This is a genomic window from Pseudoalteromonas sp. T1lg24 (assembly GCF_002964745.1).
Lineage (GTDB): Bacteria > Pseudomonadota > Gammaproteobacteria > Enterobacterales > Alteromonadaceae > Pseudoalteromonas > Pseudoalteromonas spongiae.
This window is the reverse complement of record NZ_PQCB01000006.1, coordinates 156836-170172: the sequence shown is the minus strand read 5'-3', so window position 1 is coordinate 170172 and position 13337 is coordinate 156836. Positions and strand designations below refer to the sequence as shown.

10 protein-coding genes and 1 pseudogene are annotated in these 13337 nt (G+C 41.0%); 7 read left to right on the top strand and 4 right to left on the bottom strand.

Annotated features, from left to right (window positions below):
- The first annotated feature begins 1 nt into the window (after nt 1).
- Nucleotides 2–3160: a pilus assembly protein gene (locus tag C2M30_RS03740; RefSeq protein WP_105170709.1), complete on the top strand. Its 3159-nt coding sequence runs from the start codon at nt 2–4 to the stop codon at nt 3158–3160.
- 2 nt (nt 3161–3162) lie between these two features.
- A complete protein-coding gene (locus C2M30_RS03735) occupies nt 3163–3567 on the top strand; it encodes a type IV pilin protein (RefSeq protein WP_100912977.1) in 405 nt (134 codons plus the stop codon).
- 452 nt (nt 3568–4019) lie between these two features.
- Here C2M30_RS03735 and C2M30_RS22095 read toward each other — a convergent pair whose 3' ends face one another.
- Together C2M30_RS22095 and C2M30_RS03725 are read right to left on the bottom strand one after the other, a co-directional pair.
- Nucleotides 4020–4529: a GspH/FimT family pseudopilin gene (locus C2M30_RS22095; protein ID WP_442792799.1), complete on the bottom strand. Its 510-nt coding sequence runs from the start codon at nt 4527–4529 to the stop codon at nt 4020–4022.
- A gap of 60 nt (nt 4530–4589) precedes the next feature.
- Nucleotides 4590–5126 carry a GspH/FimT family pseudopilin gene (locus tag C2M30_RS03725; RefSeq protein ID WP_105171143.1) on the bottom strand — a complete coding sequence of 179 codons (537 nt, stop codon included), beginning with the start codon at nt 5124–5126 and terminating at the stop codon, nt 4590–4592.
- A gap of 182 nt (nt 5127–5308) precedes the next feature.
- Here C2M30_RS03725 and glnB point away from each other — a divergent pair, with 182 nt between their 5' ends.
- Nucleotides 5309–5647 carry a nitrogen regulatory protein P-II gene (glnB, locus tag C2M30_RS03720; RefSeq protein ID WP_100912980.1) on the top strand — a complete coding sequence of 113 codons (339 nt, stop codon included), beginning with the start codon at nt 5309–5311 and terminating at the stop codon, nt 5645–5647.
- A gap of 71 nt (nt 5648–5718) precedes the next feature.
- Here glnB and C2M30_RS03715 read toward each other — a convergent pair.
- Nucleotides 5719–6482, bottom strand: a pseudogene (locus C2M30_RS03715) (outer membrane protein assembly factor BamD).
- Nucleotides 6483–6619: 137 nt separating this feature from the next.
- On the opposite strand from C2M30_RS03715, the gene rluD reads away from it, so the two are divergent.
- The 3 genes from rluD to clpB all read left to right on the top strand — a co-directional run bounded on the left by rluD (nt 6620) and on the right by clpB (nt 11015).
- On the top strand, nt 6620–7597 hold the full coding sequence (gene rluD, locus C2M30_RS03710) for a 23S rRNA pseudouridine(1911/1915/1917) synthase RluD (RefSeq protein ID WP_105170707.1): 978 nt from the start codon (nt 6620–6622) through the stop codon (nt 7595–7597).
- On the top strand, nt 7597–8331 hold the full coding sequence (pgeF, locus tag C2M30_RS03705) for a peptidoglycan editing factor PgeF (protein WP_105170706.1): 735 nt from the start codon (nt 7597–7599) through the stop codon (nt 8329–8331). Before rluD ends, pgeF begins: the two co-directional genes overlap by 1 nt.
- Before the next feature lie 107 nt (nt 8332–8438).
- The gene (gene clpB, locus C2M30_RS03700; protein WP_105170705.1) at nt 8439–11015 is read left to right on the top strand and encodes an ATP-dependent chaperone ClpB; all 2577 of its coding nucleotides are present in this window, start codon (nt 8439–8441) and stop codon (nt 11013–11015) included.
- A 40-nt stretch (nt 11016–11055) separates the two neighbouring features.
- Here clpB and C2M30_RS03695 read toward each other — a convergent pair whose 3' ends face one another.
- The gene (locus tag C2M30_RS03695) at nt 11056–11478 is read right to left on the bottom strand and encodes a hypothetical protein (protein ID WP_105170704.1); all 423 of its coding nucleotides are present in this window, start codon (nt 11476–11478) and stop codon (nt 11056–11058) included.
- 269 nt (nt 11479–11747) lie between these two features.
- Between C2M30_RS03695 and gshA the strand changes: the two genes are divergently transcribed.
- Nucleotides 11748–13316 (top strand): glutamate--cysteine ligase, encoded by a 1569-nt coding sequence (gene gshA / locus C2M30_RS03690; protein WP_105170703.1) that lies wholly within the window; start codon nt 11748–11750, stop codon nt 13314–13316.
- Nucleotides 13317–13337 lie beyond the last annotated feature (21 nt).

Genomic DNA, 13337 nt, shown 5'->3' with positions numbered 1-13337 from the left:
AATGAGAATATCAGCTTTATCAAAAGTAACAGTAATAGCAAGTATGTTGCTTGCTATGTTAACGCTAAGCTCAAAGGTCTTCGCAGAAGACATTGAGATATACCTTAATGCCCTTTTAAAAGAAAAAGAAAAAGCGCGTGTAATGCTGATGTTTGATACCTCAGGTAGTATGCAACTGAGTGCAGGACATGGAGAATATTGTGCTTATCTGAGAGAAGGTAGGCGTAATAATTCTTTTAGATATACAGCGTGTACTGGTACTGTGCCATCGGACAGCGCAGATAATAAATGTTATGTATATAGATCCTGGACGGAAACACCTTGCGAGAAAAATAAAAGCCGTTTAATCGTGGCTCAAGAGGCTGTTAATGAAGTAATAGATGGTGCTACTGATGTTGAGTTCGGAATCGGGGTTTTTAAAGATTACACAAGTCATATCGTGGCTGGTATAGGAACAAAAACTAATGCTGAGTTAAAAGCAGTCATTAATGGCCTAAATGCCGATGATGGTACGCCAATCACCGACTCTGCTTTTCAGGTATACCGTTATTTTAGCGGTGGAAACGTGTTTGAAAAATCAAGTTTAAGTAGCAACCGAGACACATCAATTGAAAATGGAAATGTCTATATATCACCTTTTGCGAACCTAACAGGCCCCGGGGGTAGTTACCAACCACGTTGTGATAATAACGCTTACTTTATTATGATGACTGATGGTGACCCTAGCGGAGATAGCAGTTATCACGATGCGGCTGGGCCAATCGCAACCTTGTGGCCAGATGATAAATATACAAAAGCAAAGTACAAATATAATGATGCGGGTGATACAACAGAGTTAGGGAGTAACTTTCAACATTTCCCACGCTTAGCCGAGTATATGGCTAAGAATGATGTATATTCAAAAGATACCAAAGTTAACAATGTATACACCTATACCATAGGTTTTGGTGGTGCTATGAGTCCAGAAGGTGAGGGCATGCTGAAAGCGGCGGCAGATAAAGGTAAAGGAAAGTATTATGATACCGACGACCCGACACAGCTGAATGCAAATCTTAAAGCGACATTGAACCAAATTCTTGAATTATCGGGTAACTTTACGTCGCCATCGGTTGCGGCAAGCCAGAGCGATAATACGCGTACTAAGGATTTTGTTTACTATTCGTTGTTTTCACCTACAGGATCAACTCGCTGGAATGGTAATATCAAAAAATTGAAAATCAGCGGACATACTGTAGTTGACCAAACCGATTCACCAGCAATTAATGACAAGGGTGAAATTGACAAACATGCGAAAACATTTTGGCTTGACTATAACCCGAGTACAGGCGACGCCCCAGGTCCAGATGGTGGTAATGTGGCGTTGGGTGGGTTAAATGCCCAAATTAAAATTACATCACCGGTTAATCGTAAAATTTTTACAGACGTAGGTAATAGCGATTTCAAGAGCGAGAATTCAAGTGTTTTATCAAACATTAAATTAGCGCTAAACGAATATTACGGAGGAGGTGCAAGCGAACAACAAGCAAAAGACTTGATTAATTGGATGCGCGGTATTGAGAGTGGTAGTGGTGATGACATTGTATTACGTCAACATATCTTGGGTGATGCACTCCACTCTAAACCTGCGGCTATCACATACGAGGGAAGTGATGGAGATAAAACTCATTTATTATTTGGTACAAACGCTGGCTTTGTTCACTTTTTTGAAGATACAAGTGCTACCCAGGCAACGGAAGTTTGGGCATTTATACCATCAGAATTATTTAGTATTCAGCCGGCATTAATGGATAATGCAGCAGGTAAACTGTATGGCATGGATTTGACTCCTACTATTTATCATGATGATAGTAATGGTGATGGTAAAGTAAATGCGGGAGAAAAAGTTTGGGCATTTATAGGAATGCGAAGAGGCGGTAGCACATACTACGCATTAGATATTTCTAACCGCACAGCCCCTAAACTGTTGTGGAGTAAAGGGAAAGCAGCCTACCCAAGCTTAGGGCAAACTTGGTCTCAACCCAAAGTTGTGTATGTCAATCATCCTTCTTATGCTAAAAAGCCGCTGTTGGTGTTTGGTGCTGGATATGACAAAAAGCAGTTTGAAGAGGGGGCTGCTAATACTGTAGGTGCTGGTATATATTTAGTTGATGCAGAAACAGGTAATAAAGTGTGGAGCACTGATGATATTTCCTTTGATGGCAAAGATAGTATTGTAGGAAGAATTGCTACTTTGGACTCAGATTATGATGGCTATACCGACAGACTGTATGCTGCAGATACAGGTGGTAAGATTTGGCGCATTGACCTAGCGGGTACAAACCCTGCTGATTGGTCTGCATTCGAGTTTGCGAGCCTTCCGGGTAATTTCTTCTATCAACCAGAAGTAGCAAGATCATATTACAGTAAGGTGACATCGTACTCTGTGGATGGAGAAGTCGTTAATGCAACGCGTATGACGGTGCCATTTGAAGCGATTGTAGTTGGCAGCGGTAACCGAACTACGCCGATGGATACCTCAAATAGTGATAAGCTATTTATGGTACGTGATACTAATGTAATTACTAAGTCTTATAAAACAGATGCCCCAGATCCGATAAAACTCATAGATTTAATGGAGATTGATCCGAATACATTTGGTAGCTTAACGAACGACCCAGCGAGATTTATTGGAAAAGAGTTTGAGTTTGCAAAAAAAGGTGGATGGGCATATTCACTGACTGGTGTTGGAGAAAAAGCACTCGCTAAGCCTGCTATTATTGGCGGGGTGGCTTACTTCCCTACCTTTATGGCAAGTACAACAGATAGCTCATCGTGTTCTTTAACCGGTGGTGAGGGGCGTTTGTACGCATTCCATTTGCATTATGCTGTGAATATTTATGAGAATGCCTACACCGTTACTGGTGATAGTATTCCTCCTACACCAGAATTGGTTTATTCGGAAGATAGTGACGAAAATTCTCAATTTTTATTAATTGGTATTGGTGCTGGTGAAAATAACTCAGGCATAATAAAAGCGAAATCAATTAATGACAGTGCGGTGCCTGAATTAGTATGTGACGAAAATGGCAAAAACTGTAGCATAAAGTTGGTTGGTGATTTTGTTGGCTTTAAAACACATCGTAGTTACATGTACCGCGAAGCGACAAACAAGGTTAATTAAAAATGAAAAAATTGTCTGGTTTTACCTTAATTGAATTGATGATAGTAGTAGCTATTATAGGGATATTGACTGCCATAGCATATCCATCTTATGTTAATTATCTTTATAAGGGATCACGTGCTGAAGCGATGTCTTCTCTTTTGGACATAGCTAATCGGCAGGAGCAATTTTATGCGGATAATCATAAATATACAGCATCGCTGAGTGATTTAGGCGTAGTCAGTACAAGTGACTCTGGGTTATTTACTTTAACACTAACATCTGATGGTAGTTCATTTTCTGTGACAGCTTCGCCGTTAGATTATCCAGCTACCAAAGACCCTGAATGTTCTGGTTTTAAAATTGATGAACTCGGACAAAAGACCGCAACTGGCTCAGGTGGAAATAATACTTGCTGGAATAGGTAAGCAAGTTTAAAAACTTATTTGCAAAGCGCCTCTAGGGCGCTTTTTTCTTTCTAAGCGAGTAACCAGTGCTGACTTCAATAATTGATGTTTATAAATTTGAAGACCAAATCGGATATCTACAAACGTGTAGTTATTTTTGAGTTTAATGCGCTATTGAAAAGTTGGAGATACAGAAAGCTTGCAGAAAAAGATGAATATTTTGTTAAATTATAGACGGATCACGAGCCATGCTTCTTGTGCTATGGTGGTTCATTCAGAGCAAAAGCTGAAAATAGTTATGGTGGCAGTGCGATGTTCTTGATTTTGAAAATGCAAAACGATGAACCTGAAATACTAATTAAAAAAATATAAGCATTTTAGGTCATACTTTATATTTGAAATCAGGAATCGAAAGTGTGAACTTTATAACATATTCAAAAACTTTTATTTGTCACCTTTAGTTTTTTAACAGGTTATAAGCTAGGTGTTTCACATTTGTCGGAATCTTTAATACGAACTCTGCCAACTTGACTTACAGTGATGCGATTACCTGTTAGTTCGGGGTAAGTCGTATTGCAATAAATAAAGCTACCAGATTGCATAAAGTTTATTGAACCGTCAGCTCGATAGGTTATTGCCTTACGAGGGTAGGTTAATGCATCCTGAGAATCGATCTTTTCAATAACGGTAATAGTATACTCGGATTCATCGAGCGAAAGGTTCCTATTACTATCTTCGAAAGCATAAATAGTACCCTGCCAATTTTTCTGACATCTGCCCGAAACAAGAGGACAAATTGTTATGTTAGTAGAGTAAGTGACAGCATATCCTCTGGCGAGGTGCAAAGACTTTAAGATCCTGCTCATAGCGTTGTCTAGCCTACTTTGCGCTAAAAAATAAGTAAAGTTTGGGATTGTGATACTAGATATAATAGTAATAAGTAGTGAAGATATGACGACTTCTATGAGTGTGTATCCGCGCATTTTAAGCTTCATCCTTGAAGCCTCTTGTTAAATCAGGTCATGCTTTTAAGAATAGCCTAACTATACAGTACCACAAGTTAATACATTGCGTCCTAGCTTCCATGTATTACCTGAAACGCTGATTTGAAGTGCCGAAGTATTATCGTTTTTACCATTTGGACATATAACAAATTGATGTTCTTGGTTAACCCTGCCTTGGCCATCAATAGTTATAGCTGTGTTACCTTTATCTTGGGTTACTTTATCTTGAAAACTTGGCAGTGACATTACTCTTATTCGCATATCATTTGTGGTATTCAAGTCTAAGTCTCTTCCTTTATCTACAAATGCAACGATAGGGTTATTCTTCCAGTCTGTTGTGCATGCGCCACCTGTGTCAGGGCTTGCGATAGGGCACACAACTACGAACTCATCTGTCGAGGTTGCTTTTGCTCGAGCAAATTTAATTGTTCTATTTAGCTCGTTTATAAAGTTGTCTGCGCGGTCAGACTCGAGCATAGGTCCTAAGTTAGGTAAAGCAATCGTCGCCACAATTCCTACGATGGCAATGGTTGTCATTAACTCAAGCAATGTGAGACCTTGTTGTACATATTTCATATTTTGTACCTCCTTTAGTAATTATACGCTTTTGAAAAATCCAGACTAGTAGATTGTATAATTCTTTTAGAACAGTTATTTATATTGATGAAAATAATTACCAATATGTCTATAAGTAAATACCTTGAATTGATGAGTTAACGCGATAGAATGGTGGCATTAAGCATATTGGAAACATATCTATGAAAAAAATAGAAGCAATCATCAAACCATTTAAACTCGATGACGTTCGTGAAGCGCTGTCAGAAATCGGCATCACAGGTATGACGGTATGCGAAGTGAAAGGTTTTGGTAGGCAAAAAGGGCATACCGAACTATATCGCGGTGCCGAGTACATGGTGGACTTTTTACCAAAAGTAAAATTAGATATTGTACTTGCCGATGAAGATGTAGACCGTGCGGTTGATGTTATTGTAGAAACGGCGCAAACAGGTAAAATTGGTGATGGTAAGATATTCGTTTCTGATATTGAGCGCGTGGTACGTATTCGTACACAAGAAGAAGACGAAGCTGCTATATAAACTTATTTTTCAAAATTTTAAACATAAAAAAGGGGCAAAACTAGCCCCTTTTTTGCATGCCAAGTGCACGTTTATTTGTTTGCATCTAGCACGGCTTGTGCGTTATTTTTTAACTCACTCAGCCCAAGCTTATCGTAGCTTTTTACCATTAGCTCAAGGGCTTGTTTGGTATAACTGCTTTTTGAAAAGTGCTCTACTACGTACTTACAGCGGTTTGCCGCCGCAAGGTATGCCTCACGATCATAATAATAGTTTGCCACTTTTAGCTCGTAACGCGCCATTTTATTAAGCAGCCACGCCATGCGTTTTTTGGCTTCGGTGGTGTATTTACTGTCAGGGTAATTTTTAACAAGCGTAGCAAAATCTTCGTATGCGATTCGTGTGCGCTTGGTGTCGCGATCAGCGCGATCGATACCAAAATACTCTTGGAATGCATTTTCATGGGCTTTAATATTTACTAAACCACGCATGTAATACATGTAATCTAAATCTTTGTGATTTGGGTTTAATTTAATAAAACGGTCAATGGTTGCCGTAGCCTGTTCAGTATTATTTGATTGATAATAGGCGTAAATAAGGTCCATCTGAACTTGTTTTGATAGCGGTCCAAATGGGTAGCGTGAGTCAATCGCGCTTAATAACTCGATTGCGCGTACATATAAACCTGAATCAAGCGTTTCTTTGGCATCTTGATAAAGTGCCTGTGGCGATTTATTCGGAACTCTTTGAAGTCTTCTTCGTCCGGCGCTGAAGAACATGCTGATAACACTGAGATTGCAAGCGCTAGCGCTAATGAACGTTTACTAAGCGAACGCTTCCCAACTACGTTTGTCATTAAAATACACCTTTTTATTATCTTGTTTGGGATTCCACCCTAGGCTCAGTCAGCAAAACCGAGTAAACTATGCATATTAGCGATTCTAACCGAGTAAGCAATAGCTTGCATTGGATTTTACATAATTAAGCGGAACAATGGCAGAGCAAATTACATTATCAGCTGAAGTACCAATTGAACTGGGCGGTAAACGTCTAGACCAAGTTTTAGCAAAAATGTTCCCAGATTATTCGCGCTCGCGAATTAAAAACTGGATCCTCGACAATATGGTAAAGGTCGATGGTGAGGTACGTAACGTGCCGCGTGAAAAATTAATGGGATATGAGCAGATTGAAATCCATGCTGAACTCGAAACCGAAGTGGTGTTTGAAGCACAACAAATCGATCTCGATAAAGTATATGAAGACGATCATATTTTAGTTGTTAACAAACCTGCTGGCTTAGTTGTGCACCCAGGTGCCGGCAACCCTGATGGCACTATGCTTAACGCGTTGCTGCACGATTATCCTGACATCGATTCTGTGCCGCGTGCCGGTATTGTGCATCGTCTTGATAAAGACACCACGGGTTTGATGGTGATAGCTAAAACAGTACCTGCACAAACCCATTTAGTTGCTAACTTGCAAGCAAGACGCAACTTTACGCGTGAATACGAGGCGATTTGTAATGGTACAATGACCGCTGGTGGCATGGTAGATGCGCCAATTGGTCGTCACCATACAAAGCGCACGCACATGGCGGTAACTGAATTTGGCAAACCTGCTGTAACGCATTACCGTGTGGCAGAAAAATTCAGAGCGCACACGCGCTTACGTTTGCGACTTGAAACCGGGCGTACGCACCAAATCCGTGTGCATATGGCGCACTTAAATCATGCTTTAATTGGTGATCCGCTATATCACGGCAGACCTCGTCCGCCTAAAAATGCGACTCCAGAGTTTATTGAAGTGCTTCGTAACTTTAAACGTCAAGCACTGCACGCGGTAAAATTGGAACTCGAACATCCAATTACCGGTGAGATGATGAGTTGGCAAGCGCCTATTCCTGACGATATGAAGCTATTAACAGAAGCGCTTCGTCAAGATACCAAAGCTAACCATAATATTGGGTACTAGTGGACACGCTTGTAGCAAAGTGGCAAGTACCGAACAAGGTAGTTGCCTTTTCTACAACACGACAAGGCGGCGTTTCAAAAGCGCCGTTTGCGTCGTTGAATCTGGCGCAGCACGTAAACGACAACCCGCTAGATGTAGCAGAAAACCGCAAACGTTTAACAGCCCTGTTACCACAAGCCCCTTTTTGGTTATCGCAAACACATAGTACCCGCGTAGTGTGTGTCGATGCGCAAACTGATGCGAATCAATTGTATGATGCTGATGCACTTTACACGCAACAGGTGAATCAACCTTTAGCAATTATGACGGCAGATTGCTTGCCTGTATTTATGTGCTCAAAGCAGGGTGATGAAGTGGCGGTAATTCATGCCGGTTGGCGTGGCTTATTAAATGGCGTGATTGAAAATACACTCAATTGTTTTAAATCGAGCCAATTAATTGCGTATTTAGGTGCAGCAATTGGACCGCAAAAATTTGAAGTGGGCAATGACGTAAAGAGTGCGTTTTGTAGCAAGCATGAAGACGCTATTAGCTGTTTTCAGCCGATTGATGGCAAGCCTAATAAGTACCTTGCGAATATTTATCAGTTGGCACGTATTGTACTTGAAAAGCAAGGTGTTAGCTCAATATCAGGTGGTGAATACTGCACCGTCACGCAACAAAATTTATTTTTTTCCTACCGTCGCGACGGCGTCACTGGTCGTAATGCACACATAATTTATATTGCTGATTGACCTTACTTTTTGTGTAATTATTTTTAACCTATTTTTACCTTTCTCTTGATCTTAAAAAAATTTATACCCATTTATAATTACAGTTAAGTTTTTTAAGGGTATCAAGCATGCGATTAGATCGTTTTACTAGCAAATTTCAAGCTGCACTTGCTGATGCGCAATCATTGGCACTAGGCCGCGACCATCAGTTTATTGAGCCAATTCATTTAATGTATAGCTTGCTTACGCAAACCGGTTCAAGCGTACGAGCATTGTTGGCACAAGCAGGTGTTAACGCCGATGAAATGATGACCAAAGTGTCTGCGGAAATCGACAAGTTATTTAAAGTTGACGGTGTGGGCGGTGATGTTCAGTTATCACATAATATGGCTAACTTGTTGAACTTATGTGATAAGTACGCACAAAAACGCAAAGACTCGTACATTTCTAGCGAAATCTTCATTTTAGTTGCCTGTGAAGATAAAGGGCCGCTGGGCACCTTATTTAAGCAATTTGGTTTAACGCAAAACAAAATTGAAACCGCAATAAGCGCGATTCGTGGTGGCCAAAAAGTTGATAGCCCAAATGCCGAAGATACCCGCCAAGCGCTTGAGAAATTTACCGTAGATTTAACTGAGCGCGCCGAGTTAGGTAAACTTGATCCTGTGATAGGTCGCGATGAAGAAATTCGCCGTACGATTCAAGTATTACAGCGCCGTACTAAAAATAACCCCGTACTGATTGGTGAACCAGGGGTGGGTAAAACGGCGATTGCGGAAGGGCTCGCACAACGTATTATTAATGGTGAAGTGCCTGAAGGGCTGAAAAATAAGCGTGTATTATCACTCGATATGGGCGCGCTTGTAGCCGGTGCAAAGTACCGAGGTGAATTTGAAGAACGTCTCAAGTCAGTTCTCAACGAACTTGCCAAAGAAGAAGGGCAGGTTATTCTATTTATTGACGAAATCCATACTATGGTGGGAGCTGGTAAAAGCGATGGTGCAATGGATGCCGGTAATATGCTTAAGCCTGCGCTTGCTCGTGGTGAGCTTCATTGTGTCGGTGCAACAACACTTGATGAGTATCGTCAGTACATTGAAAAAGATGCAGCGTTGGAACGCCGCTTCCAAAAAGTATTGGTTGAAGAACCAAGCGTAGAAGACACCATAGCGATTTTACGTGGATTAAAAGAGCGCTACGAACTTCATCATACGGTAGAAATCACCGATCCTGCGATTGTCGCTGCGGCAACACTTTCTCATCGTTATATTAGCGACCGTCAATTACCAGATAAAGCGATAGATTTGATTGATGAAGCGGGTTCACATATCCGCATGCAAATTGATTCAAAGCCTGAAGAGTTAGATCGCTTAGAGCGTAAGATTATTCAGTTAAAGCTCGAAGATAATGCGTTGGCAAAAGAGACTGACGATGCATCAAAGTCACGTCAGGCAGATATTCAGGCACAGATCAAACAACTTGATAGCCAGTACAATGAATTAGACGAAGTGTGGAATGCGGAAAAGGCATCGCTGCAGGGCACGCAAGTAATCAAAACTGAGTTAGAGCAAGCGCGATTAGATTTAGAAGTGGCAAGACGTGCTGGCGATTTACAGCGCATGAGTGAATTACAATATGGTCGTATTCCTGAGTTAGAGCGCAAACTTGATTTAGCCTCGCAAGCTGAAATGCAGGATATGAGCTTACTCGTTAACAAGGTTGGTGAAAACGAAATTGCTGAGATCCTCTCTCGTTGGACTGGTATTCCGGTAGCGAAAATGCTGCAAGGTGAACGCGATAAACTACTTTCAATGGAAGACAAATTGCACGAGAAAGTAGTGGGACAAGATGAAGCTGTGGTGGCAGTGTCAAATGCGATTCGTCGCTCACGCGCAGGCTTGGCAGACCCCAATCGTCCAATTGGTTCGTTTTTATTCTTAGGCCCAACAGGGGTTGGTAAAACCGAGCTGACGAAAGCACTTGCCAACTTTATGTTCGATACAGAAGAGGCCATGGTGCGCATTGATATGTCTGAGTTTATGGAAAAACACTCAGTCGCGCGCTTGGTAGGAGCTCCTCCTGGTTATGTGGGCTATGAAGAAGGTGGCTATCTAACAGAAGCGGTTCGTCGTAAGCCGTATTCAGTTGTATTGCTTGATGAAGTTGAAAAGGCGCATCCTGATGTTTTCAATATCTTATTGCAAGTGCTTGATGATGGTCGTTTGACCGATGGGCAAGGGCGCACTATCGATTTTAAGAATACGGTGATTATTATGACCTCCAATTTAGGTTCGGATGTGATCCAAGAACAAGCAAGTAATAATGACTACCAAGGACTTAAAAACACCTTGATGTCGGTGATTGGGCAGCACTTTAGGCCTGAATTTATTAATCGTATCGATGAAACAGTGGTTTTCCACCCGTTAGCACAAGCGCACATTGAAAACATTGCGAAGATCCAATTGCAACGCCTCGAACAACGTTTGCAAGATAATGGATATCAGCTTGAGCTTACGGATGCGGCGCTGGCTAAAATTGCAGAAGCGGGCTTTGATCCAGTGTTTGGTGCACGTCCATTAAAACGTGCCATTCAGCAAACTATTGAAAATCCATTAGCACAAACGCTGTTATCGGGTGAGTTTAAAGCGGGAAGTTGTTTTGTTGTTGATTGTCATGACGGTGAAATAGCCATTGCTTCAAAGTAAAACATAACAAATAAAAAACCACCCAATTGGGTGGTTTTTTTTATTCGCAAAATGCTTTTATACGCTGTTGTGCTTGTTTTTTGTATTTATCTTTAGCACTACCTGAAATAGTCACTTCTTGGCCGTTTTCATCAACCTGACTCACTTGGTCGTAATTCTCTAATACGCTTAAATTATGTTTTGCGTTTTCACAGTATTCTTTTTTACGTGAAATCAGTGGATCTGCTTTATCTGAAGCTGTATCGCTACCGAGTTCTAGTTTTCGTTTTTCGGCACCAAACGACGTATGATCTTTTAGCTCAAATGAGCGAACACCACTTTTGTGCGATGGTTCTACATATGAAAAATGGGCAATGCCTTTTTCATCAACCCAACTATAAACGGTTAACTGTTTCGCGTCGGCCTTGGCGATGAAGCAGCTAAGGGTTGTTAGTAGCAGGGTTATGACAGTAAACCTGTACATAGTTTAACTTTCCTTTGACTAAATATAATGTAACTATAGCGCAAGCTTTTGGCTAAGGCTACTGCCTTTTTAAACGCTGGTAATCTACCTAAGCTACTAATCTCATTATTCTTTTAGGTAGAGTAAATAATCTTGTACTAATGCTATTAAAATCTAGTTACGAATAATTTTACCATCGCACCTTGAGGTATCGTAATGTTGACCATACATTGTTAAGATATTGAAAAAGCGACCACCTTCCTAGGACTCGCGGTGAGAGGACTGAATTTTTGAAAACAGTGTCAATAGATTCGATACTAAGTACCTTATCTGAACAAGGCTCAGCGAGCGTATTAAAGGGTATCAAACGAGGTGTCGAGCGAGAGTGTTTACGTATAGATAAGCACCGTCTTGCAAAAACGTCACATCATAATGCGCTTGGCAGCGCGCTAACGCATCCATATATCACAACCGATTTTTCCGAGTCTTTACTTGAATTTATTACGCCTGCCTGTAGTGATATCGAGCAAACACTTGCGCAGCTTGAAGATATTCATAAATTTACGCTAGCAAACATTGATGGCGAAGAGTTGTGGCCGTTGAGCATGCCTTGCTTTATTGAAGATCAGGATGAAATTCGATTAGCAGACTATGGCAGTTCAAACGTCGGTAAAATGAAGACTTTGTATCGCCAAGGGTTGAAAAATCGTTACGGCAGCATGATGCAAGCAATTGCCGGTGTGCATTTTAACTTATCGTTTCCTGAAGCGTTTTGGACACAGTTGCAGCAAATTGAAGGCAACAGCGATAAATTAAGTGATTATATTTCAGATAAATACTTTTCGTTGATTCGAAATTTCAAACGAGAGTTGTGGCTGATCAGCTACTTATTCGGCGCATCTCCAGCACTGTGTAGTTCGTTCTTAGGTGGACGTAAAACCAATTTGCCATTTGAGTCATTAGGTAAAGGCACATTATATTTACCTTATGCCACGTCATTGCGATTAGGTGATTTAGGTTACACCAACAGTGCGCAGTCAAGCTTGCGTGTTACCTATAACAGTCTTGAAGAATATTTAGAGGGCTTTAAGCAGGCGATTTCAATGACTTCTGATTTGTATCAGCAGTTTGGCGATTACCGCGACGAGCCGGCAAAGCAGCTTAATCAAAATATTTTGCAAATTGAAAATGAGTTTTACTCACCGATCCGACCAAAGCGAAATGCGCAATCGGGGCAAACGCCAAGCGAAGCGCTCGCTGAAGGTGGAGTAGAGTACATTGAAGTGCGAGCGCTTGATGTTAACCCGTTTTCTGAAGTTGGGATAAGCAAAGAACAGATTCAGTTTTTAGATGTATTCTTACTTTATTGTGCAATCAAACCAGCACAGGACCTTGCGTGGCAAGAACAAGTAGAAACGCAGGCAAACTTAGACCTTGTTGTTAATCAAGGGCGTGAGCCTGGATTAGCATTGTCTAACAAAGGTAAAGCGCATTTACTCAGTGATTGGGCTGGCGATATTTTCACTGAGCTTAAGAAAATTGCGAAACTCTTTGACGAGGCGTTTGGTAATCAAGAGTATAGCGCGGTTATTAGCAAGCTTGAACAATCTGTTGCAAACCCTGAATTGACTTATTCAGGACAGTTCTTAGCGCATTTGCTGGAGCAGCAAGAAGATAATGGTCATTACGCGCTAAAACTGGCAAGTGATTATAAACAGAATACGCTTGGCAAAGGTTATCAAGTATTTGATCAAGCCTTGTTTGAACGTGAAGCAGTGGCATCACACAATAAGCAAAAAGAAATAGAGGCCAGCGATACGCAAAGCTTTGTTCAGTTCTTAGATGATTATTTTAAGTAATAAAAAACGCGGCTAAATGGC